We start from the raw sequence: 26,419 nt of genomic DNA, 5'->3' as shown, positions 1-26,419 counted from the left end.
AGCGCGCGCAGGCACATATCGGTCACACAAGCGTTGCAATGTTGATGTGGTTAGATGCCACGGAGTTTTTAGGGCATGACGATCCAGACTGTCTCGACCAACAAATCCTACGGCGGCGTGCAGGGCGTCTATCGCCATGCGAGCCAAGCGACCGGAACCGACATGGTGTTCTCGGTCTATGTGCCGCCGCACCCCGAGGGCGTGAAGCTGCCGGTGGTCTGGTATCTCTCCGGCCTCACCTGCACGCATGCCAACGTCACCGAAAAGGGCGAATTCCGCCGCGCCTGCGCCGAGCTCGGCCTGATCTTCGTGGCGCCGGACACCAGCCCGCGCGGGGCGGACGTGCCGGGCGATCCCAACAACGCCTATGATTTCGGCTTAGGGGCCGGCTTCTATGTCGACGCCACGCAAGAGCCGTTCGCGCGCAACTATCGCATGTGGAGCTACGTCACCGACGAGCTGCCGAAACTCGTGGCGGAGAATTTTCCAGTCGACGCCAAGCGGCAGTCGGTGATGGGCCATTCCATGGGCGGCCACGGCGCGCTGACGGTCGCACTGCGCAATCCGCACCGCTATCGCGCGGCGAGCGCCTTCGCCCCGATCGTCGCGCCGTCCCAGGTCCCGTGGGGCATCAAGGCGCTCACCGGCTATCTCGGCCCCGACAAGGATGCCTGGCGCAGCCACGACACGGTGGCGCTGATCGAGGACGGTGCAAAGTTTTCCGGCTTCCTGGTCGACTATGGCGATGCCGACAATTTCCTCAAAGAGCAGCTTCGTCCCGAGCTGCTGCAGGCCGCCTGCACCAAGGCCAACATCCCGCTTACGCTGCGCCGCCAGGCAGGCTACGATCACAGCTACTATTTCATCTCCACCTTCATGAGCGACCATCTGCACTGGCACGCGGGGCGGCTGGCGGCGTAGAGGTCATTTTCCGCGGCCTCATGGCACGCTGCCCTCCCTTCTTCCCCTTGTGGGAGAAGGTGGCGCGAAGCGCCGGATGAGGGGTCTCCATCCGCAAGCTCGATGCGAGAGACTCATGCGCGGATAGAGACCCCTCACCCGGCTTCGCTTTCGCGAAGCCACCCTCTCCCGCAAGGGGCCTGTTGCGCTACTGGCTTTTGAGGCCGAGACAGGTCAGGGGAGAAGCTGGTTGCCGGGGTAGCGGGCCGACGAAGGGGTCGGCTGGTGCCCTCGGCGGGCGGCTCAGGCTGTGATCGCAGCCCATTTCCTCATGTTGAACGCGATGGAGGCGAGCAGGACTTGCCCGCTTGCTTTGGCAAGACCGACATAACGGATGCAGGTCAGTCGCATGCGGCGTTTGAGGGTGGCGAAGGTGGTCTCCACCGTTGCCCGTCGTCGGGCGATGAGAAGGTTGTAGCGTTTGAGCCTCGGCGGCAGCTCCGGGTGATGCCTGTTGGGACGACGTGCGATGCGGGGCTTTTTGCCTTCAGCTTTCAGCCGGGCCCGCCTGGCATGGGTGTCATAGGCGGCATCGGCCCACACCACGGCTTCGTCGCCGCGGATCAGATCGTCCGCAGGCGTCGTGTCGTTGATATTGGCGGGCGTGGTCAGCACCGACCGGATCAGGCCGGAGCCCTCATCGACACCCATGTGAGCCTTGTAACCGAAGGTCGAGCCGCTTTTGCCTTGCCGCTTGGCAAACCGGGCATCGGGATCCTTCGACGGCTGTTCTTGCGTCGGAGGCGCTGACACCGCCTGGATCAATGTCGCATCCAGCATCGTGCCGCGCTTCAGGATGACACCAGCATTCTCAAGCTGACGATCGAGCTCACCAAACAGCTTGTCCAGCAGCCCTTGCTCAACAAGCTGGTTCCGGAAGCGGTTCAGGACCGTGTGATCAGGCGTCGCATCTTCGAGACTGAGACCCACGAAGCGCTTGAACGACAAGCGGTCCCCCAGCGCCTCCTCGAGCTCGCGCTCCGAAAGACCATAGAGCGACTGCAACAGCAGCGCGCGAAACAGCACCAGCACCGGATAGCCCGGGCGGCCAGGGCTTCCTTCATCCCGCAAATGCGCCATCAGCTTCTCGAACCGGTACCATTTGACCAAGCTCGACAACCGATCCAGCGCCGCATTGGCACCGGCTCCCTTCGGCAGCCACGCCTCAATAAAACTCGGCTGCCCCGTCTGCTTCACCGCCATCGTCAGTCCTCCAGGGCTCTGCCCTAGAGAATCACAGTCGTGGGATTACGCAACAGGCCCGCAAGGGGAGAGGGTACACCGTCATCGCGGCGAGATTTCCGCCACCTACTCCGGCTTTCCGTAATTCGGCGCGAGCAGGCGGTTGCGGACGAGATAGCTCATCGTGCGGGTCCAGGATTCGTCGGTATTGCCGCGCATGTCGGCGCTGGCGACCGTGATCATGTTTCCGCTCTTCACATCGCGCAGATAGATGTTCAGGTTGATGATCAGGTTCGAGACCTTCTGCACCACGCCGGTGATCTCGACATCGGCGCCCAACTGTCCGGCGAGCTTGAGATCGCAGCCGCCGCAGGCCTGCAGATTGCTGTGATGGGCGGCGTCGCGGACGGGTGCGATGTCGAGCACCTGGAACTTGCCTGACTGCGCCAGTTCCTTGCGGAGCTGCTCACTGATGCGCCCGGCCCGCTCGAGCTCCGGCTTCGATCCGTAGAACTCGCCGGGCAGGCTGGTGTCGATCAGCTCGAAATCGAACACCGCAAGTTTCGGCGGATCGGCGAAGGCGAATGATGCCGTCAACGGCAAGACGGCGATCGACAGCAGCACTCGCATGATCGTGATTCCAGCCCTCGCGCGCACGAGGACGAAATGCGGGGTTGCAAGCCTTGCCAAATCGGTCATGCTTCCAAGAGAAACAATTCTCCACCGGCGGTCAAGCCGGGGAGGACGAGACGGAGGATACATGATCCGATGGTTGGTCGGCCTGCTGGCTTTGAGTCTTGCGGCGACGCAGACGCTCGCGGCCACCCCTATCGAGATCGGCGTCGGCTATCTCGGCGTCGCCGGCACCAAATCGACCCTCTCGCTGGTCGAGCAGCCCGCGGAGAATGACGGGGTCGCCGGCGCCCGGCTCGCGATTGAGGACAACAACACCACTGGAAAATTCCTCAACCAGCGTTTCACGCTGGAGGAGCGCCGCCTGAAGGAAGGCGAGGACCCGGTCCAGGCCGCGACCGCGCTCGCCGAGAAGAACGCCTTCATCATCGCCGATCTCCCGGCCGATGCCCTGCTGAAGGTCGCGGATGCCTTGCGCGAGCGCGGCACGCTGATCTTCAACGCCGGCGCGATCGACGAGCGGCTGCGGGAGACCGATTGCCGCGCCAACGTCATCCACACCGCGCCGACGCGATCGATGCTTGCGGACGCGCTCGGCCAGTATCTGGTGTGGAAGCAGTGGAAGCGCTGGCTACTCGTGGTCGGCTCGCATGACGAGGACAAGCTCTATGCCGATGCGCTACGCCGCGCCGCCACACGATTCGGCGCCAAGATCGTGCAGGAGCGCACTTTTGAAGACACCGGCGGCGCACGGCGCACCGATAGCGGCGTGACGCTGATCCAGCGCCAGATGCCTGTGTTCACGCAGCAGGCGCCGGCCTACGACGTGCTGGTCGCCGCCGACGAGAGCGAGGTATTCGGCGCTTACCTGCCCTATCGCACCTGGGATCCGCGCCCCGTCGCCGGTTCGGCCGGCCTCATGCCGCGAAGCTGGGACGCGGCGCAGGACCAGTGGGGCGCCATCCAGATGCAGAACCGCTTCATGAAGCTGAACTCGCGGCGGATGACGGCGCTCGACATGCAGGCCTGGACCGCAGCGCGCATGATTGGCGAAGCCACCTCGCGCACCAATTCCGGTGACGTCAAGAAGGTGACCGACTTCATCAAGGGGCCGGATTTCTCGGTCGCCGCCTTCAAGGGCACGCGGCTGACCCTGCGCGACTGGAACCTGCAGCTTCGCCAGCCGATCCTGCTGGTCGACGGCCGAATGGTGGTGTCGGTCTCGCCGCAGGAAGGATTTCTGCATCAGGTCTCCGAGCTCGACACGCTCGGCTATGATCGCCCGGAGAGCAAATGCAAGCTGAAATGAGGACGATGATGTCGCGCATGTGGCGTGTGGGGCTGCTTTCTGGACTGGCGCTCGCGGCGGCGCCGGCGCATGCGTTCATTGCCTATGTCTCGAACGAGAAGAGCAACACCGTCTCGGTAATCGACACCGAGAGCTGGACGGTGGCCAAGACCATCAAGGTCGGCCAGCGTCCGCGCGGCATCGAGTTCACGCGCGACGGCAAGTTCGTGATGGTCGCGGTCGGCGACGATGACACCATCCAGGTGATCGACGCCAAGACGCAGGCGGTCGTAGACAGCCTGCCCTCGGGCCCCGATCCGGAGTTGTTCGCCCAGGACGCCGCCGGCAAGACCCTCTATGTCGCGAACGAGAACGACAATACCGTGACCGTGATTGACCTGGAGAAGCGCGCGCGGCTCGGCGACATCCAGGTCGGTGTAGAGCCCGAGGGCATGACCATCAGCCCCGACGGCAAGACGCTGATCAACACGTCGGAAACGACCAACATGGCGCATTTCATCGACACGTCGTCACGCCAGATCGTCGCCAACGTGCTGGTCGACGCGCGGCCGCGCTTTGCCGAATTCAAGCATGACAGCTCGGAACTGTGGGTGTCCTCGGAGATCGGCGGCACAGTGTCGGTGATCGATCCCAGGAAGCATGAGGTGATCGGCAAGGTCACGTTCGAGATTCCGGGCCTGCGCCGCGAGGCGATCCAGCCGGTCGGCATCGGCATGACCAAGGACGACAAGACGGCCTTCATCGCGCTCGGACCTGCCAACCGCATAGCCGTGGTCGACACCGCGACGCGCAAGGTGACGAAATATCTCTTGGTCGGCCAGCGCGTCTGGCACATGGCGTTCACGCCGGACGAAAAATACCTGCTCACCACCAACGGCGTGTCGAACGACGTCTCGGTGATCGACGTCGCCGCGCAAAAGGTAATCAAGACGATTCAGGTGGGCGAACTGCCCTGGGGTATCACGATCGCGCCATGACCAGCCCTGCTCCCATCGCCGAACCACGCGAGGCTGCGCCGAAGCCTGGTCCGGCCGCCGTGCCTGCATTGTCGATCGACGGCGTCAGCCATGCCTATGGGACGCGCCGCGCGCTGATCGACGTCTCCTTCAGCGTCGCGCCGGCAAGCTTTACCGCGCTGCTCGGCCTCAACGGTGCGGGCAAGAGCACGCTGTTCTCGCTGATCACGCGCCTGTTCGGCATCCAGAGCGGCCGCATCGGCATTTTCGGCCATGACATCAGCAGCTCGCCCGGCGAAGCACTGCGGCTGCTCGGCGTCGTGTTCCAACCGCGCACGCTCGATCTCGACCTGTCGCTGACGCAGAACCTGCTCTATCACGCCGCGCTCCACGGCATCAGCCGGCGCGAGGCGGCCGCGCGCAGCGCGGAGCTGCTCGGCCGCATCGGGCTCGCCGAGCGCGCCGGCAGCAAGGTGCGCGATCTCTCCGGCGGTCAGATGCGGCGGCTGGAGATCGCGCGGGCGCTGCTGCACCTGCCGCGCCTGTTGCTGCTGGACGAGCCGACCGTCGGCCTCGACGTCAAGGCGCGGGCGGACATCATCAGCCATGTCCGCCAGCTCGTGACGGAGCAAGGCATCGGCGTGCTCTGGGCGACCCACCTGTTCGACGAGATCACGGCGACCGATGACCTCGTGGTGCTGCACCAGGGCAAGGTGCTGGCGAACGGGCCAGTCGGCCGCGTCGTGGCCGAAGCAGGCGCACAGGACGTCAACACCGCCTTCATGCGCCTGACCGGCGCCCAGGTCATGCCGGGAGGCGGCGCATGAGCAGCGTCACCGCACGCCACGACGACACGACGCGCGGCTTCTCGTTCGGCGAATACATGACCTGCCTCACCGGCATCGTCTGGCGCGAGGGGCTGCGCTTCCTGCATCAGCGCGAGCGCTTCGTCTCCGCGCTGGTGCGCCCCCTGGTATGGCTGTTCATCTTCGCGGCCGGCTTCCGCCAGGTGCTCGGCATCTCGATCATCCCACCTTACGAGACCTACATTCTCTACGAGGTCTACATCGCGCCCGGGCTGATCGCGATGATCCAGCTCTTCAACGGCATGCAGTCCTCGCTCTCGATGGTCTATGACCGCGAGATGGGAAATATGCGCACGCTGCTGGTGAGCCCGCTGCCGCGCTGGTTCCTGTTGTTCTGCAAGCTGCTTGCAGGCACCGCGGTGTCGCTGCTCCAGGTCTATGCGTTCCTCCTGATCGCCTGGTTCTGGGACATCACCCCGCCCCCGGTCGGCTATCTCACCGTGCTGCCGGCGCTGATCCTGTCCGGGCTGATGCTCGGCTCGCTCGGCATGCTGATCTCCTCCGGCATCAAGCAGCTCGAGAATTTTGCCGGCGTGATGAACTTCGTGATCTTCCCGATGTTCTTCGCCTCCTCCGCGCTCTACCCGCTCTGGCGGGTGCAGGAAGGCAGCCCCTATCTCTATTACCTCTGCCAAGCCAATCCGTTCACCCATGCGGTCGAGCTGATCCGCTTCGCGCTGTATGGACAGATCAACTGGATCTCGCTGGCGGTGGTCGCGACCTGCACAATCGTCTTCATGATCGGTGCGATTTTCGCCTATGATCCGTCGCGCGGGCTGGCACGGCGCGGGCCCGCAGGAGGCGAAGGATGAAATTTGGGATCGTAACCATGGCGGCTCTGGCGCTGGCGGTTGCCAGTACTGCGGCGCACGCGGCCGATCCGCGCTATCCCGACTGGCCCTGCACGCAGGCCAAGGTTCCGGACATCTCGCTCGCCGCCGTCTGGGCCGGGCCGCCGCTCGACGATGTCCAGAACAAATGGAAGGATGACGCGAAGGTCAGCGCACTGGTCTCGAAGCTCGCAGCGCGGAAGACGCCGCTGGACGAGGCCGAGAAGTCGGTAAAGGAATTTTTGGCCGCCTCTGCCGACAAGACTGCGAATGCCAAGCTGCTGTTTGCGGGCCTGTTCGACACGCTCAACGCCCAGCGTTCCTCGGTCATGAGTGGCCTCGAACGCGTCAGCCGCAAGCAGCGCGAAGCCGCCGACAAGATCCGCGAAGAGACCTTGCAACTCCAGGCGCTCCAGGGCGCGACGCCGCGTGACCAGACCAAGGTCGAAGAGCTCAGCAATCAGTTGATCTGGGAGACCCGCATTTTCGAGGACCGGCGCAAGGTGGTGCGGTTCGTCTGCGAAGTTCCGACCACGATCGACCAGCGCCTGTTTGCGCTCGGACGCGTGATCCAGCAGGAAATGGAATAGCGTCAGCCTGGCTGACCGCTCACAAAAAGTTCCCGGATCGGCCCCGCTTTTGCCGCGCTATCTGCCGGAACCAAATCGATTTATGATGTCTTGTCGAAGTGAATCCTTGACGTCGGGAGGCCTCGATGGGAACAGCAAAATTCATCTTCGCGGGGGCTGCGGCCATCGGCATGTTAGCGTCGCCGGCGTTCGCTGACGACATGAACGGAATGATCACGAGGATCGACCGGCTCAACAACACGATCTCGATTCAGCAGATGCAGAAGGGAACGGTCGGCGGCAGCGCCGGCGGTGCCGGCTCCCTTCAGGAGTACAAGGCGAAGGACGCCGGCATGCTCGAAAGCGTCCACGCCGGCGACAGGGTGACGTACACTGCGACCGCTACAGACGGCACCGGGACGCTCACCAAGCTTCAGAAGCAGTAGTCGGGTCTTCACCTCGCCCCGCTTGCGCGGAGAGGTCGGAATTCGCGCGAAGCGCGGATTCCGGGTGATGGAGAGTCTCTGCGAGTCCAACTCTCACCGCCCTCGAGGAGAGTCCAACCCTCTCCCCGCAAGCGGGGAGAGGAAGTGCATCTGCGCGCGGTGGTGCAGTTCGGTCCAATTTGAGCTCCTCACTGCTCGGGGCGCGGTTCTGGCTGCGCCTCTTCGATGGGAAGGCCTGCGCGCTCCCAGCCGTCGGTGCCGTCGGGATACCAGGCGACGTTGGAATAGCCGTAAGCGAGCGCGCGTTTGGCGGCATTCCAGGACATCCAGCAATCGGCCTGGCAATAGATCACAAGCGGCGCGGTCTTGTTGCCGCGCGTCGCATGTGCGAGGCCGCGCTGGAAATACGCGTCCATCGCCGGCGGCAGCGCGCCATAGCCCGTATCGGGCAGCCAGATGCTGCCGGGAATGTTTTTGCGCGGCGTATCGCGCCAGACGGTGCCTGCGGGAAGGTTCTTCGGCTTCGGCGGACGCGGCAGCACATCGACGAAGGCGGCGCTCTTCGCACGCCAGATCGCCTCGGCTTCCGCGGTCGTGAGCACGTGCGCGCCTTCCAACGTCGCCGGCACCGGCGCGCGATAATTGTCGGTGCGATAGCCCTCTGGCTCGAAAGGCTCCCGCTGCTGCCCGGACGCCGGCGCCGCCAGCGCGGCGGCGACGAGCGCAACCGCGAGAATTCGCCTCATGGCGTCTTCTTGGCCGTCTCCGCACCGAGCGGCCGGTCGCTCTCGTCGAGCAGCGGGACGCCGAAGTCGAGCAGGATCTTGTTGATCTCGCCCTGGTTCTCCTGGATCAGTTTGTTGAGCTGCCGCTTCCAGTTCTGGTCGGCGGGACGTACACCCATGCCGATGCGATAGACGAGCTTCGGCCCTGTGGTTTCCTTCACCAGCGGCGTGACATGAAGCGAGGCCCCGGTCTGTTTCGCATAGAACCCCGCCATCGGCCCCCACAGCACGCCGGCGTCGATCGTGCCGGCCGCGAGATCGTCGATCATCGCCTTGGCAGAGTTGTCGAAACGCGTGTCGATCATCAGCGGATAGGGCTTTGCATCGCCCATCAGGCCGGCGAGGGCCATGTTGGTCGCCGGCGGCGTGCCGGCGATGATGCCGATGTGCTTGCCCTTGAGCCGCGCGTCCTCGAGCGTATCGACGTCCTCGAGCCCGCTGCCCGCCTTCGCGACCAGCGCGTAGGTCGTGCGGTAATAGGGATTGGTGCCCTGCACGAGGTCATCGCCTTGCGGAAAGCCCATGATGACATCGCAGCGATGCGCGCCCAGCGTCATGCGCACGAAGCCGGTGGCCTGCGGGAAGTACACGTAATCGAGCGTCTTCTGGAGTTTTTGGGCGAGCAGCTCGGCGAGCTTGTTCTCAAAGCCCTCGCCCTTTTCATTGGAGAAAGGCAGATTGCGCGGATCGGCGCAAACGCGCAGCACCTTCGGGTCGATCAGCTCGAACGAGAGATCGCCGCTGTCGTTGGTCTGCGCCACGGCTACGCCGCTCAGCACGCAAGACACGACCATCACCCACAGCGAAAGCAACCAGCGACGATGTCGTCCGGCCTCCGTCATCGCGCTTCCTCCTCGTTTTGTTTGAATGCTATCCATGCAACGCATGATGCGTCATGTCTTGCCCAACTTTGTGTCGGCTTGTCTTGTTGCAGTGCAATGCCGCGGATGAGGAACTGAGGCGTAAAAGTGGCTCATATCGCTTCAATGATCGCGGTCCTCGCCCTGCTGGGGGTATCCACGCTAGCACGCACCGAGGCCGCTGAATTGCCTGTGAGCGAAGTGGCTCCCGGAATCTTTGTCCATATCGGCATGGTCGCGCTGATGAATTCCAAGAACCAGGGCGCGATCGCCAATGTCGGCTTCGTCATCGGCGATGACGCGGTCGCCGTGGTCGACACCGGCGGCAGTGTCCGCGAGGGCGAGGCACTGCTGGCGGCGGTGCGGGCCCGCACCGCCAAGCCGATCCGCTACGTCATCAACACGCACGGTCATCCCGACCACGTCTTCGGCAACGCCGCCTTCGTCGCGCAAGGAACAAGCTTCGTCGGCCACAGCAAGCTGCCGCAGGCGCTTGCCACACGCGGCCCGTACTACCTCGACAATTTTCGCCGGATCATGGGCGACGAGCTGATCGCGACGGTCAAGATCGTTCCGCCCACCCTACTCGTTTCCGACACCATGACGCTCGACCTCGGATCGCGCCGCCTCGTCTTGCGGGCCTGGCCAACCGCCCACAGCGACAACGACCTGACCGTTTATGATGAAACGACGAAAACCCTGTTCACGGGCGACCTCGTCTTTCTCCGCCATATTCCGGTGATGGACGGCAGCATCCGGGGCTGGCTTGCCCTCCTCAAGGAGCTTGAGGCCGTTCCCGCGCAGCGCGTCGTTCCTGGTCACGGACCCGTGAGCGACTGGCCCGCGGCGCTGGCACATGAGCGGCGTTACCTCTCGACACTGCTCGGTGATGTCCGCGCGCTCAACAAAAAGGGCGAGCCGATCAGGGCGGCGGCGGACAAGGCGGCAGCGTCGGAACGGTCGCATTGGGAGCTGTTCGACGACTACAATGCCCGCAACGCAACCGCAGCATTCTCGGAAATTGAATGGGAGTAGCGGGCGCGCTACGCTGACCCAGGGATCAGCTATGCTGACCCAGGGATCACTGCTCCGTTCGCGCGGGACTACGACCATGATGGAATACGCCCTCCGCCTGCCCCTGATCGCCGCGCTGCTCGGCATCGCCTTCGCCGCGCCGGCGCCCGCTGAGGAGGCCTATGATCCCTGGCCGGGTCTGGTGCAGGACATCTTCAACAACCGTGCGATGAACGACGGCAGCGACGTCATCGGCATCGAGATGCCTTATCGGGCCGAAGACGCAGCGATTGTTCCAGTAACCTTGCGCAGCAAGCTGTCGCCCGGCGATGCCCGCCGCATCCGCGCGATCACGCTCGTGATCGACCGCAACCCCGCCCCGATGGCGGCGAAGTTCGAGCTCGGGGCGGACGCGAATGTCACGGAGATTTCCACGCGCGTGCGCGTCAACAACTACACCGACGTCCACGCGGTGGCTGAGCTCAGCGACGGCCAGCTCTATGTCTCGAAGACCTATGTGAAGGCCTCCGGCGGCTGCTCGGCGCCAGCGGTGAAGAATGCCGAGGAAGCCAGGAATCGGCTCGGCCAGATGCGCTACCGACAGTTCGCGCGCGAGGACGCACCCGCAAGCCGCATCCGCGAGGCGCAGATCATGATCGGCCATCCCAACAATTCCGGCCTGCAGATGGACCAGGTGACGCAGCTCTATATCCCGGCCTTCTTCATCAACGCGCTGAAGCTCACCCAGGACGACAGCCTCGTGCTAGCGATGGAAGGTGGCATCTCGATCTCGGAAGATCCCAATCTGCGCTTCACCTACGTCTCCAACGGCGCGAAGCGTTTCCGCGCGGAAGCGAAAGACACGGATGGACATGTGTTCCGCAACGAGTGGGACGTGGAGAAGCCGGGGACGTGATAAGGCGCTATCTTTACCCTCACCCCTTGTTGTGGGAGAGGGTGCCTCGCGAAGCGAGGCCGGTGAGGGGTGCCTCTCCGCGCACACCACTCTCGCCGGAATCCACTGATAGAACCCCTCATCCGGCGCCGTAGCCGAAGCTTCGCTTCGGCGTTCTTAAGAACGGCGGCCGAAGGCCGCCTATGCCACCTTCTCCCACAAGGGGCCTGTTGCGTAATCCCACGACTGTGATTCTCTAGGGCAGAGCCCTGGAGGACTGACGATGGCGGTGAAGCAGACGGGGCAGCCGAGTTTTATTGAGGCGTGGCTGCCGAAGGGAGCCGGTGCCAATGCGGCGCTGGATCGGTTGTCGAGCTTGGTCAAATGGTACCGGTTCGAGAAGCTGATGGCGCATTTGCGGGATGAAGGAAGCCCTGGCCGCCCGGGCTATCCGGTGCTGGTGCTGTTTCGCGCGCTGCTGTTGCAGTCGCTCTATGGTCTTTCGGAGCGCGAGCTCGAGGAGGCGCTGGGGGACCGCTTGTCGTTCAAGCGCTTCGTGGGTCTCAGTCTCGAAGATGCGACGCCTGATCACACGGTCCTGAACCGCTTCCGGAACCAGCTTGTTGAGCAAGGGCTGCTGGACAAGCTGTTTGGTGAGCTCGATCGTCAGCTTGAGAATGCTGGTGTCATCCTGAAGCGCGGCACGATGCTGGATGCGACATTGATCCAGGCGGTGTCAGCGCCTCCGACGCAAGAACAGCCGTCGAAGGATCCCGATGCCCGGTTTGCCAAGCGGCAAGGCAAAAGCGGCTCGACCTTCGGTTACAAGGCTCACATGGGTGTCGATGAGGGCTCCGGCCTGATCCGGTCGGTGCTGACCACGCCCGCCAATATCAACGACACGACGCCTGCGGACGATCTGATCCGCGGCGACGAAGCCGTGGTGTGGGCCGATGCCGCCTATGACACCCATGCCAGGCGGGCCCGGCTGAAAGCTGAAGGCAAAAAGCCCCGCATCGCACGTCGTCCCAACAGGCATCACCCGGAGCTGCCGCCGAGGCTCAAACGCTACAACCTTCTCATCGCCCGACGACGGGCAACGGTGGAGACCACCTTCGCCACCCTCAAACGCCGCATGCGACTGACCTGCATCCGTTATGTCGGTCTTGCCAAAGCAAGCGGGCAAGTCCTGCTCGCCTCCATCGCGTTCAACATGAGGAAATGGGCTGCGATCACAGCCTGAGCCGCCCGCCGAGGGCACCAGCCGACCCCTTCGTCGGCCCGCTACCCCGGCAACCAGCTTCTCCCCTGACCTGTCTCGGCCTCAAAAGCCAGTAGCGCAACAGGCCCACAAGGGGAGAAGGGAAGAAAGCACAACAAGTGGCTAAAAACACCTCACCTCGGCTTCCGCCTGAGCGCGGCGGAGATCGTTCACGGCGGTGTTGGCCTGTTCGGAGGTGCGAAACTGGACACCGAGATTGCCGCGCACCTGGGACATGCTGAGCGCGGTCTCTGCGGTGACGTAGCGCTCATAGGGCACGATAGAGGCAACCACATCGATCGAGCAGGAACATTGCTCGATCGCCTGCCGCGTCTCGCCATTGGCCTTCATGCAACCATAGACGTATTCGGCCCGCGCGGAGGTCGGATAGTCATTGGCCTCCTCGGCCCGCGCCACGCATGCGGTCGCCGCCACCACCGCCAATGCGGCGACAATCGGTCGTACCCGTCCGGCGAAACTCATGATCATCCTCCCGCTGGTTGCGACAGAAACTATGCTATGCCTATTGTCCTGAAAAGAACTCGTTGGTGGAAGCGGCTCACAAGGTGATGAGAGGTCTTGCTCGAATAGCAACGCTGTCGGCCGTGCTGGCACTGGCGCATCTTGCTCCCGCCTGCGCCGCGGATACGATCCGCCTTGCGGTGCAGAAAACCGGAACATTCTCCTGGGAACTGGCCACGATCCGCGCCAATGGCCTCGACAAGGAGGCCAACCTGTCGCTCGAGGTGACGGAGCTCGCGAGCACCGAGGCCGGCAAGATCGCGATGCGCGCGGGGAACGCCGACATTATGCTGTCGGACTGGCTCTGGGTCTCACGCGAGCGCGCGCTCGGCGCCAAGCCGACCTTCTATCCCTACTCCAGCGCACTCGGCGCGGTGATGGTGCCGGCGGCCTCGCCGATCAAGTCGCTCGCCGACCTCAAGGGGCGCAAGCTCGCCGTCGCCGGCGGGCCGATCGACAAGAGCTGGCTCCTGCTTCAGGCGCGGATGAAGCAGGACGGCATCGACCTGAAATCGGAGGCGACCATCGTCTATGGCGCACCGCCTTTGCTGGCGGCCAAGGCGCTCGACGGTGAGATGGATGCGAGCCTCAATTTCTGGAATTTCTGCGCCCAACTCGAGGCCAAGGGCTTTCGCCGCGTCGCCGGCATCGAGGATGTCTTGCCGAAACTCGGCGCCAAGGGCCCGGTGTCCGCCGTCGGCTATGTGTTCGATGAAACCTGGGCGGCAAGCCACCGGGACGCAGTGGCCCGCTTCATCGCGATGACCCGCAAGGCCAAGGAGCTGCTGGTGACGTCGGATGCGGCCTGGGAGAAGGTTGCGCCACTCACCGGCACCACCGATCCGGCCATGCTCAAGACCTATCGTGACCGCTATCGCGACGGCATTCCGCGCCGGAGCATCGACGACGAGGAGGCGGACGCGCGCGTGCTCTACCGCGTGCTCGCCGGGATCGGCGGCCGCGACCTGGTCGGGCCGGCGCCGGAGCTCGATCCCGGCACGTTCTATCACGCGGTTCCCGGAGACTGAGGTGCTGCGTCTTTTGTCGTTTGCCCTGTTTCTTGCGATCTGGTGGATTGCAGCGCTGTTCGTCGGCGGCGTGAAGCTGCCCTCCCCGCCTGCCGTGCTCGAGGTCATGATCGCGGAAGCCGCAAGCGGCGCTCTGTTCCTGCATCTCGGCGTCACGCTCGCGCGCGTCGTGCTCTCTTTCGTGCTGGCGATGTCGCTCGGCAGCGCCATCGGCTATCTGATGGGGCGGGTGAAGCTCGCCGACCGGCTCGGCGATCCCTGGCTGATCCTGCTCCTCAACCTGCCGGCACTGGTCGTGATCGTGCTGGCCTACATCTGGGCTGGTCTTACCGAAGCCGCCGCGATCGCGGCCATCGCCATCAACAAGCTGCCGACCGCTGTCGTCACCTTGCGCGAGGGCACGCGTGCGCTCGACCGTTCGCTCGACGAGATGGCCACCGTGTTCGCGATGTCGCGCTGGCGCGCCTTCCGCCACGTCGTGCTGCCGCAGCTTGCGCCCTATATCGCGGCCGCCGCGCGCTCCGGATTGTCGCTGGTCTGGAAGATCGTGCTGGTCGCCGAGCTCCTGGGACGACCGAACGGGGTCGGCTTCGAAATCGGCGTCGCGTTCCAGCTCTTCGATACGCCGCGACTGCTAGCCTATTCGCTGACGTTCGCCGCCGTCGTGCTCATCATCGAAACCCTGCTGGTGCAGCCGTTCGAAGCCCACGCAACACGGTGGCGGCCCCGTGCGGCTTGAGGTCGACATCACAGGCAAGACCTTCCGAAGCGCGGCAGGCGAGACGCATGAGGTGCTCGCGCCGGTGCGCTTCTCGCTCGGCGCCGGCGAGGTCGGCGTTCTCGTCGGCCCGTCCGGCTGCGGCAAGAGCACGATGCTGCGGATCATCCTGGGCCTCGATCGCGACTTCCAGGGCGACGTCACGCGCCCGCCAAACGCACGCATCGGCATGGTGTTCCAGGAGCCGCGGCTGCTGCCGTGGCGCTCGGTCGAGCAGAACGTGCGGCTGGCGGCGCCGGAGATCGACGAGGCGAAGCTCGCCGAATTGCTGGGGATCCTCGAGCTGGGAGCGCACCGCAGCCACTTCCCCGGTGAGTTGTCGCTTGGGCTTGCCCGCCGCGTCGCGCTCGCCCGCGCCTTCGCCGTCGAGCCGGACCTGCTGGTGCTCGACGAGCCGCTCGCCTCGCTCGACGATGCCTTGGCCGGCCGCTTGCGCGAAGAGATTGCAACGCTGGTCGCAAGCCGGCCGGTGATGACGCTGCTGGTGACGCACAGCCTCGACGACGCGGTGCGTCTTGGCGACCGCTTGTTCTTCCTGTCGCCGCGGCCGGCGCGGATTCTGGCCGACGTGCCGATCGCCATCCCGCGCGGCGCGCGGGGTGAGGCCGAGATCGCCGCGATCAAGGCCGGCCTGGTGAGGCGGACGCAGGGCGAGCGCGCCGGGCGGGATATCTCATAGGCACCCGCGCCGCCTGTGTGCTAAACAGACGTGAAGCGGAGCCTGATGATGAAGGCAACGGCTGTTCTGGCAGCGCTCGGCGTCGTGCTTGCCGCACCCGCGGCAAACGCGCAGGACATGATGCGTGGCGTCGACCTCACCTCGCCTGCGATGGTGTCGGCCGAGATGACCCGGGCGGAGGTCGAAACCGTGCTCGCAAGAGCGAGCGCGGCCGCACCGGCCGACTTCACCGGCAAGCGGCTTTCGAGCCTCGACCTGTCGGGTCTGGACATGTCCGGTGCCATTCTTCGCGCGGCGCGGCTGAACAGGACCAAGCTCGCAGGCGCTCATCTCGATCGCGCGATCCTGGATCAGGCCTGGCTGCTGGAGGCGGATCTCACCGGCGCGAGCCTCAAGGGCGCCAATCTGTTCGCCGCGCAGATGGCGCGCGCCCGTCTCGACGGCGCCGATCTGACGGGGGCACGCATCGCCGCCGATCTCACCGGTGCAAGCCTCAAGGGTGCCTCGATCGCGGAGGCGCATCTTGGCGCCGACATGCGCAACCAGTCGATGGGGCTGATGCGCGCCGTGCTGCGCTCGGCCAATCTGACCGGCCTGAACGCGCACAACGCCGACCTCTCGCGCGTCGATCTCGAATTCGCTGTCCTCAAAGACGCCGATCTCACCGGCGCCTTACTAAAAGGCGCCCAGCTCGGCGGCGCCGACCTGAGCGGAGCAACCGTCATCGGCACCGATTTCGACGGCGCCGATCTCGTCTCGGCCAAGCTGATCGCGCCGATCGGTCTTGACCGCGCCAAGAATTTCGACAAGGCAAGAAACAGCGAGCGCGTCATCAGGAAATGACGGCGTGATTTGGGAGGAGCTGCTGATGACGCGTTGGTGTCTGGCTTTGATCGTCATGGTGGCCTGTGCCGGCGGCGCCGCCGCACAGAGCAAGAGCAAGGGCATCCGGCTCTGGAACCTGACGACCGAAACCATTTCCGGCTTTCAGCTCTCGCCCGCGGGCAAGACCGACTGGGGACCGAACCAAACCTTGAACGACAAGGACAAGGAGGTCGACCATGACGAGCGGCTGCGGATCATCGGCGTCGAGCCCGGCCGCTACGATGCCAAGGTCAGCTATCCCAGTTCACGGCAATGTATCGTCCGCAACCTCGAGATCAGGGCGGATGCGGTGTTCTCGATCGCCGACAAGGATCTGAAAGACTGCACCAAGTAAGCCTGGTGCTCACGCCTTGTCGTGCGTGTGCGGATATTCGCAGCGCCATCGCACGGCCTGCCACTTCGGATGCTCGCCGATCCATTGCGCAATGTAGGGCGGCGCGGCCATCGAGCATTGCGCTGGCGAGCCGGCATAGGAAAACACCAAATGCTGCTCCTCGCAGGTCGCAGGCGAGAGCACCGCACACACGGTCACCACCAGGTCAATCGGGTTCATGCTGTGATCCTCTCGCCTCGGCGATCAAGAAAGTAGCATAAGGGGCTACGTTCCAAGGGGCGGGAAGTTTCAATTCCATGCGAGATGAGCAGGAACCTGGCGGCCACCGCCCCTCTCCGACGGCGCCGGCTTTCGCCGCAAACAAGTTGAGGGTGAAGCCGGCGCCTTGCCGCCGGTTCATTTCGTCAATAAGCTGGTTCCCCACAACTGCTAACAGGCTGATGGCTCTTACGGAAACCTCCTGGCGCGTCGCGGTCGCTGTGTGCTTGCTGGCGCTCGCCGCCAGCCCTTGGGCGATCACGGGTCAAGTTCGGCAAGCAGTGGCGGAGCCGCAGCCGGACAAGTCGAATTCGGGCCGCACCGAGCCTTCCCGCACCGCAAACGGCGACCAGCCGGCGGTCAAGCTTACGTCCAGCCAGCAGGGACAGGTCGGACTCGAAACCGCGGTCGTGGAAGCCGCTCTACATCCCGAGCAATTCCGCGCATACGGCGCGGTGCTGGACATCTCCCGCATTACGGAGCTCACCAACAGCTACGCCAACGCGCAAGCTCAACTCCAGACGGCGCAGGCCAAGCTCGAAGTCGCGAAGAGTGCGTTCGACCGGATCAAGAATCTCGTCGAATCCGCCGCGCTCCCAAAGAAGGAAGCCGAAACGGCAGAGGGAACGTTACGGACCGACAAGGCCGCGCTCGCCGCTGCGGAATCGCAGCTCAGGACTCTCGCGGCAACTGCACAGCAGGAGTGGGGGCTAGTCATCGGCCGGGGAATCGTCGAGCGCTCGCCCGCCGTTGTCAGGCTGATCGAACGCGATCAGTTTCTGGTTCAGGTGACGCTGCCGCCCGGCGTGACTGTCACTGGGACTCCGGGGACGGCTCTGGCGCAGGCGCCAACGCGAAATGCGAATATCGATCTCCATTACATCTCCCCTGCAACACGGACCGACCCTCGTATTCAGGGATTGAGCTATTTCTTCTCAGCGCCCGGCGATAGCGGCCTGCTGCCCGGCATGAACACCACTGTTTACGTGCCGTCAGGCAACACTTACGAGGGCGTGTTCATCGAAGATACCGCGATCGTGCGATGGCAGGGCCGATCGTGGGTTTACCTGCGCGTGAGCTCCGATAGCTTCCGACGGCATCCGATCAGCACGGATCAGCCGGTCTCGGACGATGACTATGTCGTCCGGGATATCCCCTCGGGGTCCGAAATCGTAATCCGGGGCGCACAGGTCTTGTTGTCCGAGGAGGCCAAGAGCGAGCTTCGGGGCAGCGATGACAATGACTGACGGCATCGGCTCCAACAGATCAGGGCCGCAAGCCGCTCTCGTCGCATTCGCCATCCGCTTCCGCGGCATCGTGCTCGCGCTTTCGTGTGCGCTGCTGGGCTATGGCCTGTTCGCCCTTGGCGAAGCCAAGTACGGAGTCTTCCCCGAATTCGCGCCGCCGCAGGTCACGATCCAGACTGAAGCTCCTGGCCTCAGTCCCGAGCAGGTCGAGATTCTGGTCACGCAACCGATCGAAACGTCGATCAACGGCTTGGCCGGCGTCGAAAGTCTGCGCTCGTCGTCGATCCAAGGCCTCTCGGTGGTGACCGTCGTCTTCCAGCCGGGCAACGATATCTACCGGGCGCGCCAGTTGGTGACAGAGCGTCTCGCGGTCGTGGCCTCGCGGCTGCCGCAAGGCGTGCAACCACCGTCGATGACACCATTGACCCCATTGGCCGGTACGGTGCTGGTCATTGGCCTGACGTCCGACAAACTCTCACTGATGGATTTGCGCACCATAGCGGACTGGACCGTGGCGAGGCGGCTTCTGGCGGTACCGGGCGTGGCGCAAGTATCCACTTACGGCAAAGATGTCAGATCTCTGCAGGTGCAGGTCCGTCCTGACGACCTGATCCGATTCCGGGTCGGCGTGAACGACGTACTCGCAGCCGCGCGCAAGGCCACCGGCGTACGGGGCGCCGGCTTCATCGATACCGCCAATCAGCGCATCACGCTGCAAACCCAGGGGCAATCTTTGACGCCCGACCAGCTTGCCCGCACCGTTCTTCTGCACGAAGGCGGCGCCAGCGTGGTTCTCGGCGACGTCGCCACAGTCGTGACCGCTCCCGAGCCGCCGATCGGGGCCGCCCTCATCGACGGCATGCCTGGCATCATGCTCATGGTCAGCCAGCAATACGGCGCGAATACGCGAGAAGTCACCACGCGGGTGGAAGCCGCGCTGCAAGAACTACGACCAGGTCTCGAAGCCGATGGGGTTCAGCTCCATGCGGACATATTTCGCCCTGCCAACTTCATCGACAAGGCGACCGAGAACGTGCTCAACGCCTTATTGATCGGTGGGGCGCTCGTGGTCGTCGTTCTGTTTCTATTTCTGTTCGACTGGCGCACCTCGATCATCAGTTGCACCGCGATCCCGCTATCGTTGATAGCGGCCGTGCTCGCCCTGCAATGGATGGGCGAAACCCTCAACACGATGACGCTGGGCGGCCTTGCGATTGCCATCGGCGAGGTCGTCGATGATGCCGTGATCGGCGTCGAGAACGTGGTACGCAGATTGCGTGAAAATCGCCGGGCATTGGCGCCGAGACCCGAGGCTCGCGTCGTGCTCGGAGCCTTCCTTGAGGTGCGTACCGCCGTTGCCTATGCGACGTTCGCGGTGCTGCTGGTCTTCTTTCCGATCCTGGCGCTCTCCGGCATTGCCGGCCGTCTCTTCGGTCCCCTGGGCATCGCCTACATCTTCGCCGTGCTGGCCTCGCTCGCGGTCGCCCTTACGGTGACGCCCGCGCTCTCCATGCTGCTACTTGTCGGGAGGACCGGCGCACAGCGCCTGCAAGAACCGCCTGCGGTACGGTGGTCGCGTCGACACTACCAGGCCTTGCTGCGTCGTATCGGCCGTTTCCCGAAGCTGGTGATGACGGCGGCCGCGGTTCTGACGATCGCCGGCGCGGCGATGCTGCCTTTTTTCGGCGGGACCTTCCTGCCGGATCTGCGCGAAGGCCATCTGATTCTGCACGTCTCTGCGATCCCCGGCACCTCGCTCGACGAATCGCTTCGTATCGGCAAACTGATGACGGATACGCTCCGACAAATCCCGGGCGTGTATAGAGTAGCGCAGCATGCAGGTCGAGCCGAGGCCGGCATCGACACGGTTGGTCCGCATTCCAGCGAGTTCGAAGTCGACTTAGAGCCGGGACTCTCGGGCGAGGCACAATCCGCCGCAGAAGCGCGCATCAGGGCCGCTCTGGCCGACTTCCCCGGGGTCTCCTTCTCGAGCAAGACCTACCTGACGGAGCGCGTGGAGGAAACCGTCTCCGGATTCACTGCGGCGGTAGTCATCAACATCTACGGGCCCGATCTCGATTCACTCGAGCGCGCTGCGCGCGACGTCGCTCGAGAACTCGACGAAGTCGCAGGTGCCATCGACGTGCAGCAACGATCCCCGCCGGGGATGCCGCAGGTCAATGTGACGCTTCGCCCAACCGATCTGCAGCGCTGGGGGCTCGATGCGGTCGAAGTGCTCGAGCTGATCCGCACCGCCTATCAGGGCGATGTCGTCGGCCAGGGATATGAAGGCAATGCCGTCTTCAACGTCATCGTGATCCTCGACGCGCATGCCCGCGCCCGGCTCACTCAGATCGGTGACCTGCCGGTGCGCACGCCGGGCGGGGCTTACATTCTGCTGAAGCAAATCGCCGACGTCTACGAAACCTCAGGCCGTTATCAGATCCAGCACCAGAATGCGCAGCGCGTTCAGACCGTAACAGCGAACGTCAGCGGACGCGATCTCGAATCCTTCGTGGCCGCCGCCAAACGCAAGCTGGCCCGCGAGGTCGCGCTGCCGCCCGGTGCTCATCTCGAATTTGCCGGAGCGGCCGAGGCCCAAGCCCGGTCGCGGCGCGATCTCATCGTCAACTCTTTGCTGGCCGGGACGGGTATCGTCATTCTGCTTTCGATGGTCACCGGCCATTGGCGAAATCTGCTGCTGGTAATGATCAACCTGCCGTTTGCCTTTGTCGGTGGCGTGTTCGCATTGGCGTTGACGGGTGGCCTGCTTTCGCTTGGATCAATGGTCGGCTTCGTCACGCTGTTCGGGATCACGCTGCGCAATTCCATCCTCATGATCTCGCACTACGAGCACCTCGTCCTCGCCGACGGTCGCGTGTGGGGACTAGATACCGCGATCGAGGGCGCGGCCGACCGTCTCGTCCCGATCCTGATGACGTCTCTCGTGACCGGCCTGGGATTGCTGCCGCTCGCGCTCGGCGCAGGAGAACCGGGGCGTGAAATCGAGGGCCCGATGGCGATCGTCATCCTCGGGGGTCTCATGACTTCGATGGCGCTTAGTCTGCTGGTTCTGCCCACCCTTGCGCTTCGATACGCGCGTTTCAAGACCCGTTCTGAGTGGCCGCAAGGCGCCTGACGGTCCAGGTCAACTTCACTGGTGAAAGCGGCAGCAGCGCTGACCAGACCGCAGCGCACAACCTACAAGCTGGCGGTCGGGATTTGGATCGCGGTCCCCGATCGTCGTTGTGGCCCGACGTCAACCGCGGCTTTGATGAAGATCGGATGAGCGCAATGCGAGGGATAAGCAAAGAGCCGCGAAAATAGCAGCCTAACACTGCCACGGCTTCGACGGCATTTGCCATCGAAGCCGCGGCAGGTCGTCAGGTGGTCTTACTTGCGCGAAGCGCAGGCGTACATGTTGATTTCCATGCCCACCGACACTTCCACGATCTTCGGAGCTTTCCAAGCCATTCGGGGTCTCCCAAGGTATTGAGCGCGACATCGCGCGGATCGAAACCTAGGGCTGCGTCGCGCGCAGTTCAAGCCTGGATTCGAGCGTCGAACACAGTGACGCAAATCTTTGCGCGAGATAGTTCCCTCTCGGTCAAACGACCTTCGCTCTCGGTCAAGCCGCAACGCGAGAAGCGCGCGCTCAGCGCAACAGCCGCAGCAACGCGCGCCCGGCGCGCGATCTCAATTCCTTGGCGTCCAGCGTGCCGTCATTATCCGGATCGGCAGCCTTGAAGCGCTGTTCGACCACGGCGAGGTATTCATCCAGCGTGAGCGTCCCGTCGTGATCGGGATCGGCGGCCGCGAGCTCCTTCGCCGTCAACCGTCCGCGCAGTTCGCGCGCATCGAGCGTGCCGTCATGATCGGGATCGAGCCTTGCGAACAGCGCAGCGGCAGCTTTCTTCACCTCGGCTAGGTCGAGCGTTCCGTCATTGTCGGTGTCGAACATCTTGACGGCGGATGCCGACCAGGCCGGGCCGGCGAGCAAAGCGGCAGTCAACGCAAGTGCAATGGAGCGGCGCGATATCATCAAAAACCTCCCTGGCGGAAAAGCCCCGCGCTAGGCGGGATCGCGACAGCATAAGTCCGATAGCGGGGGCTGGTCCACGCGCATGCGCAAACTTGACGGATTTCGGGTGGATCGCCGGCCCGCGCCAGCGCCTTATTGCGGATCTTGCATGTTGCACCAGCGAGGCCGCCCATGAAGCTCTTGATCCAAATGCCATTGTGCTGCGCCGTTGCGATTTGCCTCATCTCGCCCGCCGCGGCGCAGGGCGGGACTCTTTCCAAACCCATGCCTTCCAAATCCATGCCGCCGGCCACGGCCAAGGTCCTGACTGGCAAGGAGCGGCTCGGCCCCAAATGGACGGACGAGCAGCGTATCGACAATTGCAATGTGCCGCCGGACAAGCGCGGAACCAAGCCGCGTCCGATTCCGTGCCGGGACCATTTGACCAACTAGATTCGCGGACACTGCGCAACGCGACACGCAACGCGCGTTGCATCATGCCGCGGAATGCGCCAGCGCCTCAACGCAAGTGGAGTAGCAAGCGGAGTCGATCGTCGAAAGGTTTACTCAAGGTAACTGGCATCTGGCGTGCAACAATTCGGCACGGCACTTTCGACTTTCGTATTGACGCGTTTTGCTTTCCGACGGAGTGTTGCTCCCGCAGCGTCAAAGGGCGCGCATATTGGGAGGGACGGATGAAACGCTTTGCGATGGCCGCGAGCCTCGTCGTGCTTGCATCAACGTGTGCGGACGCGCAGACCACCGAACAACTGGTCAAGGGTGCGACCGACACATCGAATGTTCTCAACTACGGGATGGGCTACAACCTCCAACGTTTCTCGACGCTGAATCAGATCAACAAAGACACCGTCAAGAACCTCGTCCCGGTCTGGAACTACAGCTTCAACGACGATCGCAGCGAGGAGTCGCAGCCGCTGGTTTACCAGGGCGTGATCTACGTGACCGCACATAACGCGACCATGGCGGTCGACGCCAAGACCGGCAAGCAGATCTGGAAGAGCAAGATCGAATATCCCGCCGAGACACCGCGCATCGTCTGCTGCGGCATCATCAACCGCGGCGCAGCGCTCTACGACGGCAAGGTGTTCCGCACCACGCTCGATGCCAACGTGATCGCGCTCGACGCCAAGGACGGCAAGGAGCTGTGGCGGCAGAAGGCCGCCGACATCAAGGAAGGCTATTCGATGACGGTCGCGCCGCTGGTTGCCGACGGCGTCGTCATCACCGGCATCTCCGGAGCCGAGTTCGGCACCCGCGGCTTCATCGACGGCTGGGATCCCGCAACCGGCAAGCATCTCTGGCGCACCCATTCGATCCCCTCGCCGGACGAGCCCGGCGGCGATACCTGGAAGGGCGACACCTGGAAGCTCGGCGGCGGCTCGACCTGGATCACCGGCTCTTACGATCCCGAGCTGAACACCGTCTATTGGGGCATCGGCAATCCCGGACCATTCAATTCGGCGGTGCGCCCCGGCGACAATCTCTACACTTGCTCCGTACTGGCGATGGATCCCAAGACCGGCAAGATTAAGTGGCACTACCAGTTCTCGCCGAACAATCCGTTCGACTATGACTCCGTGGCCGAGATGGTCCTCGCCGACATGAATGTCGAGGGCAAACCGACCAAGGTGCTGATGGATGCCAACCGCAACGGCTTCTTCTACGTGCTCGATCGCACCAACGGAAAGCTGCTCGCGGCCAATCCTTACGTGAAGGTCAACTGGGCAACTGGCATCGACATGAAGACCGGACGGCCGATCGAGACCGACGTCAGCAAGGACGCGCGCGATGGCAAGAAGGTGACGGTCTATCCGTCGATTCTCGGCGGCAAGAACTGGGAGCCTATGTCGTTCAATCCGCAGACCGGGCTCGCCTACGCCAACACGCTCGCCTTCGGCGGCAGGTACAAGACTGAGCCCGTCACCTTCAAGCAGGGTGAATGGTATCTCGGCATGGACTTGACCGACCTCTGGGAGTTCGGTGACGGCGCGCGGGGCCATCTCAAGGCGATCGATCCCTTGACCGGCAAGGCGAAGTGGGAGGCACCAGTCGACATCCCGCGCTTCTCCGGCGTGCTGTCGACCGCGGGCGGCGTCGTCTTCACGGGCGCGCTGACCGGCGAGTTCGAGGCCTTCGATGCCGACACCGGCAAGAAGCTCTGGCAGTTCCAGACCGGCTCGGGCATCGAGGGACAGCCGGTGACCTGGCAGCAGGACGGCGTGCAATATGTCGCCGTCACCAGCGGCTATGGCGGCGTCTACTCGCTATTCTCCGGCGACGAGCGGCTTGCGAAAGTGCCGCCCGGCGGCTCGCTGTGGGTCTTTGCGGTCAAGCAGTAACGGCAAGACGTGCTGAGAAAGGTATCTCACAAGACGGCGGCGACCCTTGCCGCCGTCGCGGCGCTCACGGTCGCGCTTGCGGCGACCGCCCGTGCCGCGGATGAACCAAGTGGCAAGCCCGTGCAGGCGCAGCTCGATCACGGCAAGTCGACCTATGCCGAGAAATGCTCGCACTGCCACGGTCCCAATTTGATGAACTCCGGCACCATAACGCCGGACCTGCGCACCTTCCCCGACGACAAGACGCGCTTCGTCACAACGGTGAAGAACGGCAAGAACAACAAGATGCCGCCGTGGGGCGACATTCTCAGCGAGGACGAGATCATGGACCTCTGGGTCTTCATCTCGAGCCGGAGACGACAATGAAGGGCCGGCTTGCGGCTTGCGCACTGGCTCTGGCGCTGTCGGGTCTCGCCCTCCCTCCCGCAAAGGTCGCAGCGGCCGACGCGCCGCCGCTCAAGATCTGCCTCGACGAGGATCGGCCGCCGCTCTCGGTGCATCGGCGCGGCAAGCCGGATGCCGGCTTCGACGTGATGCTGGCGCAGGCGATCGCCGACCGGCTGGGACGGCCGCTGAAGATCCAGTGGTTCGAGAGCAAGTTGGATGAGGATTCGAGCCCGCAGCTCGAGGCCAATGCGCTGTTGTCCGACGGACGCTGTTCGCTGGTCGGCGGCTACGCGCTGACGACGGATTCGCTGGTCGTCCCGGGCATGAAGACGGCGCGTCTTCCGGACTTCGATGGCGCCACACGCGAGGACCGGCGGCGCCGCGTCCCGCTCGGCGTGCTCCTGCCGAGCCAGCCTTACGTCTATTCGCCCATGACGGTGGTGCTGGGGCCGAAGGCGCGCGACCGCAGGATCAGCGATATCGGCGATCTCGCCGGCCTTCGTCTCGCCATCGAAAGCGGATCACTCGGCGATGCCATCCTGATGACCTTCGACAAGGGACGCCTGATCGACAGCATCACTCATCTCGTTCCCGGCCGTGACGACCTGCTCGGCGCGCTCAACCGCGGCGACTATGATGCGACGCTGATCGACCTCGGGCGCTTCGACGCCCACCGCGCCGCGCATCCCGATACGGCGATCACGGCCTCCGGCTACTACTATCCGATCGGCGCCAATCGCGGCTATGTCGGGCTCGCCAGTGACCCTGACTTGATCACCGTTGTCGACAAGGCGCTCGGCGAGCTCGCCGCCGGGAGTAGGATCGCCGAACTCGGCAAGCAGGCAGGCCTCACCTACCTGCCGCCGCGCGAGCCCGCGGTCCTCGGCGACGTCTGGACCAAGATTATCCAGCGGTGAAGCTCGCTCCCGTCACTCCCATTGCGCAATAGCGCAATGGGGGGCGCCCGTAGAGCGAGCCCGGAATGACGATGGATGCGGCTGGAAAACGAGCGCAACCGCATCGACCGGCTCAGCGTCTCCTCGTTCTCCGCTGTCATGCCCCGCGACCCGGCTACGCCAAGGCTTCGCCGGGCTTGCGGTCTTGGGCCGCCGAAGCTTTGGCGAAGGCGGCAGGCGGGGCATCCAGCACGCCGCGGCTTTTCCTTACATTCACCGACCCTGGAATACTGGATCGCTCGCCCGGTCGAGCCGGGCGATGACAGTGAGAAGGTGGCGCGGCCGTTGCACTCGTCCCGAGGTAGTGAGGCACGTGCAGTCTCTTGACCTCGAGTCGGCCTGCCCCCAAAGCGAAACGCCCGCCTGCGAAGGCGGGCGCACTGAGCGGTCGAACGGCG

29 protein-coding genes are annotated in these 26,419 nt (G+C 64.1%); 21 read left to right on the top strand and 8 right to left on the bottom strand.

Going from position 1 to position 26,419, the window contains the following annotated elements; genetic code table 11:
• Positions 1-75: 75 nt before the first annotated feature.
• On the top strand, positions 76-921 hold the full coding sequence (gene fghA, locus MTX21_RS37865) for an S-formylglutathione hydrolase (protein ID WP_280969524.1): 846 nt from the start codon (positions 76-78) through the stop codon (positions 919-921).
• Between the two features lie 282 nt (positions 922-1,203).
• Here fghA and MTX21_RS37860 read toward each other — a convergent pair whose 3' ends face one another.
• Positions 1,204-2,163, bottom strand: coding sequence for an IS5 family transposase (locus MTX21_RS37860; protein WP_280964961.1), 960 nt, complete (start codon positions 2,161-2,163; stop codon positions 1,204-1,206).
• Positions 2,164-2,268: 105 nt separating this feature from the next.
• Complete coding sequence (locus tag MTX21_RS37855) at positions 2,269-2,772, bottom strand: DUF3280 domain-containing protein (RefSeq protein WP_280971350.1); 504 nt, start codon at positions 2,770-2,772, stop codon at positions 2,269-2,271.
• A 130-nt stretch (positions 2,773-2,902) separates the two neighbouring features.
• Between MTX21_RS37855 and MTX21_RS37850 the strand changes: the two genes are divergently transcribed.
• The 6 genes from MTX21_RS37850 to MTX21_RS37825 all read left to right on the top strand — a co-directional run bounded on the left by MTX21_RS37850 (position 2,903) and on the right by MTX21_RS37825 (position 7,751).
• Positions 2,903-4,084, top strand: coding sequence for an ABC transporter substrate-binding protein (locus MTX21_RS37850; RefSeq protein ID WP_280969522.1), 1,182 nt, complete (start codon positions 2,903-2,905; stop codon positions 4,082-4,084).
• 8 nt (positions 4,085-4,092) lie between these two features.
• The gene (locus tag MTX21_RS37845) at positions 4,093-5,061 is read left to right on the top strand and encodes a YVTN family beta-propeller repeat protein (protein WP_280970917.1); all 969 of its coding nucleotides are present in this window, start codon (positions 4,093-4,095) and stop codon (positions 5,059-5,061) included.
• On the top strand, positions 5,058-5,867 hold the full coding sequence (locus MTX21_RS37840) for an ABC transporter ATP-binding protein (protein ID WP_280969521.1): 810 nt from the start codon (positions 5,058-5,060) through the stop codon (positions 5,865-5,867). The genes MTX21_RS37845 and MTX21_RS37840 overlap by 4 nt, the downstream gene beginning before the upstream one ends.
• Complete coding sequence (locus MTX21_RS37835) at positions 5,864-6,718, top strand: ABC transporter permease (RefSeq protein WP_280969520.1); 855 nt, start codon at positions 5,864-5,866, stop codon at positions 6,716-6,718. Before MTX21_RS37840 ends, MTX21_RS37835 begins: the two co-directional genes overlap by 4 nt.
• A complete protein-coding gene (locus tag MTX21_RS37830) occupies positions 6,715-7,326 on the top strand; it encodes a hypothetical protein (RefSeq protein ID WP_280969519.1) in 612 nt (203 codons plus the stop codon). The genes MTX21_RS37835 and MTX21_RS37830 overlap by 4 nt, the downstream gene beginning before the upstream one ends.
• 125 nt (positions 7,327-7,451) lie before the next feature.
• Complete coding sequence (locus MTX21_RS37825; protein WP_280969518.1) at positions 7,452-7,751, top strand: copper-binding protein; 300 nt, start codon at positions 7,452-7,454, stop codon at positions 7,749-7,751.
• A 188-nt stretch (positions 7,752-7,939) separates the two neighbouring features.
• Here MTX21_RS37825 and MTX21_RS37820 read toward each other — a convergent pair whose 3' ends face one another.
• Complete coding sequence (locus MTX21_RS37820; protein ID WP_280969517.1) at positions 7,940-8,497, bottom strand: PQQ-dependent catabolism-associated CXXCW motif protein; 558 nt, start codon at positions 8,495-8,497, stop codon at positions 7,940-7,942.
• Complete coding sequence (locus MTX21_RS37815) at positions 8,494-9,378, bottom strand: substrate-binding domain-containing protein (RefSeq protein WP_280969516.1); 885 nt, start codon at positions 9,376-9,378, stop codon at positions 8,494-8,496. The genes MTX21_RS37820 and MTX21_RS37815 overlap by 4 nt, the downstream gene beginning before the upstream one ends.
• A 126-nt stretch (positions 9,379-9,504) precedes the next feature.
• On the opposite strand from MTX21_RS37815, the gene MTX21_RS37810 reads away from it, so the two are divergent.
• The 3 genes from MTX21_RS37810 to MTX21_RS37800 all read left to right on the top strand — a co-directional run bounded on the left by MTX21_RS37810 (position 9,505) and on the right by MTX21_RS37800 (position 12,548).
• Positions 9,505-10,431, top strand: a complete 927-nt coding sequence (locus tag MTX21_RS37810) for a quinoprotein relay system zinc metallohydrolase 2 (protein ID WP_280969515.1) — start codon at positions 9,505-9,507, stop codon at positions 10,429-10,431.
• A 76-nt stretch (positions 10,432-10,507) separates the two neighbouring features.
• Positions 10,508-11,326 (top strand): quinoprotein dehydrogenase-associated SoxYZ-like carrier, encoded by an 819-nt coding sequence (locus MTX21_RS37805; protein WP_280969514.1) that lies wholly within the window; start codon positions 10,508-10,510, stop codon positions 11,324-11,326.
• A 262-nt stretch (positions 11,327-11,588) separates the two neighbouring features.
• On the top strand, positions 11,589-12,548 hold the full coding sequence (locus tag MTX21_RS37800; RefSeq protein WP_280964961.1) for an IS5 family transposase: 960 nt from the start codon (positions 11,589-11,591) through the stop codon (positions 12,546-12,548).
• Positions 12,549-12,689: 141 nt separating this feature from the next.
• Here the strand turns inward: MTX21_RS37800 and MTX21_RS37795 are convergent, their stop codons facing one another.
• Complete coding sequence (locus MTX21_RS37795) at positions 12,690-13,049, bottom strand: hypothetical protein (RefSeq protein WP_279375963.1); 360 nt, start codon at positions 13,047-13,049, stop codon at positions 12,690-12,692.
• 86 nt (positions 13,050-13,135) lie between these two features.
• On the opposite strand from MTX21_RS37795, the gene MTX21_RS37790 reads away from it, so the two are divergent.
• The 5 genes from MTX21_RS37790 to MTX21_RS37770 are packed head-to-tail and all read left to right on the top strand — an operon-like array spanning position 13,136 to position 16,792.
• On the top strand, positions 13,136-14,116 hold the full coding sequence (locus MTX21_RS37790; protein WP_280969513.1) for an ABC transporter substrate-binding protein: 981 nt from the start codon (positions 13,136-13,138) through the stop codon (positions 14,114-14,116).
• Between the two features lies 1 nt (position 14,117).
• Positions 14,118-14,855 carry an ABC transporter permease subunit gene (locus tag MTX21_RS37785; protein WP_280969512.1) on the top strand — a complete coding sequence of 246 codons (738 nt, stop codon included), beginning with the start codon at positions 14,118-14,120 and terminating at the stop codon, positions 14,853-14,855.
• Entirely contained in the window at positions 14,845-15,573 is a 729-nt protein-coding gene (locus MTX21_RS37780; protein ID WP_280969511.1) for an ATP-binding cassette domain-containing protein, read from the top strand. Before MTX21_RS37785 ends, MTX21_RS37780 begins: the two co-directional genes overlap by 11 nt.
• A gap of 48 nt (positions 15,574-15,621) precedes the next feature.
• The gene (locus tag MTX21_RS37775; protein WP_280970916.1) at positions 15,622-16,416 is read left to right on the top strand and encodes a pentapeptide repeat-containing protein; all 795 of its coding nucleotides are present in this window, start codon (positions 15,622-15,624) and stop codon (positions 16,414-16,416) included.
• A gap of 25 nt (positions 16,417-16,441) precedes the next feature.
• A complete protein-coding gene (locus MTX21_RS37770; protein WP_280969510.1) occupies positions 16,442-16,792 on the top strand; it encodes a hypothetical protein in 351 nt (116 codons plus the stop codon).
• 9 nt (positions 16,793-16,801) lie between these two features.
• Here the strand turns inward: MTX21_RS37770 and MTX21_RS37765 are convergent, their stop codons facing one another.
• A complete protein-coding gene (locus MTX21_RS37765; protein WP_280969509.1) occupies positions 16,802-17,011 on the bottom strand; it encodes a hypothetical protein in 210 nt (69 codons plus the stop codon).
• Positions 17,012-17,277: 266 nt separating this feature from the next.
• On the opposite strand from MTX21_RS37765, the gene MTX21_RS37760 reads away from it, so the two are divergent.
• Both MTX21_RS37760 and MTX21_RS37755 read left to right on the top strand, forming a co-directional pair.
• Entirely contained in the window at positions 17,278-18,297 is a 1,020-nt protein-coding gene (locus MTX21_RS37760) for an efflux RND transporter periplasmic adaptor subunit (RefSeq protein WP_280969508.1), read from the top strand.
• A complete protein-coding gene (locus MTX21_RS37755; protein ID WP_280969507.1) occupies positions 18,290-21,436 on the top strand; it encodes an efflux RND transporter permease subunit in 3,147 nt (1,048 codons plus the stop codon). Before MTX21_RS37760 ends, MTX21_RS37755 begins: the two co-directional genes overlap by 8 nt.
• A gap of 254 nt (positions 21,437-21,690) precedes the next feature.
• Here MTX21_RS37755 and pqqA read toward each other — a convergent pair whose 3' ends face one another.
• A complete protein-coding gene (gene pqqA, locus MTX21_RS37750; protein WP_035663753.1) occupies positions 21,691-21,771 on the bottom strand; it encodes a pyrroloquinoline quinone precursor peptide PqqA in 81 nt (26 codons plus the stop codon).
• Between the two features lie 181 nt (positions 21,772-21,952).
• Complete coding sequence (locus tag MTX21_RS37745) at positions 21,953-22,339, bottom strand: EF-hand domain-containing protein (RefSeq protein ID WP_280969506.1); 387 nt, start codon at positions 22,337-22,339, stop codon at positions 21,953-21,955.
• 171 nt (positions 22,340-22,510) lie between these two features.
• Between MTX21_RS37745 and MTX21_RS37740 the strand changes: the two genes are divergently transcribed.
• From MTX21_RS37740 to MTX21_RS37725, 4 genes are all read left to right on the top strand, one after another.
• Positions 22,511-22,771, top strand: coding sequence for a hypothetical protein (locus MTX21_RS37740; RefSeq protein WP_280969505.1), 261 nt, complete (start codon positions 22,511-22,513; stop codon positions 22,769-22,771).
• Between the two features lie 242 nt (positions 22,772-23,013).
• Positions 23,014-24,678, top strand: coding sequence for a methanol/ethanol family PQQ-dependent dehydrogenase (locus tag MTX21_RS37735; protein ID WP_280969504.1), 1,665 nt, complete (start codon positions 23,014-23,016; stop codon positions 24,676-24,678).
• Positions 24,679-24,687: 9 nt separating this feature from the next.
• On the top strand, positions 24,688-25,044 hold the full coding sequence (locus MTX21_RS37730; RefSeq protein ID WP_280969503.1) for a cytochrome c: 357 nt from the start codon (positions 24,688-24,690) through the stop codon (positions 25,042-25,044).
• On the top strand, positions 25,041-25,982 hold the full coding sequence (locus MTX21_RS37725; protein ID WP_280969502.1) for a transporter substrate-binding domain-containing protein: 942 nt from the start codon (positions 25,041-25,043) through the stop codon (positions 25,980-25,982). Before MTX21_RS37730 ends, MTX21_RS37725 begins: the two co-directional genes overlap by 4 nt.
• Positions 25,983-26,419: the final 437 nt, after the last annotated feature.

The organism is Bradyrhizobium sp. ISRA430, from assembly GCF_029909975.1.
In the GTDB taxonomy this organism is placed as follows: Bacteria; Pseudomonadota; Alphaproteobacteria; order Rhizobiales; family Xanthobacteraceae; genus Bradyrhizobium.
The sequence above is the reverse complement of the archived record's forward strand: the minus strand, read 5'-3'. Positions and strand labels throughout refer to the sequence as shown.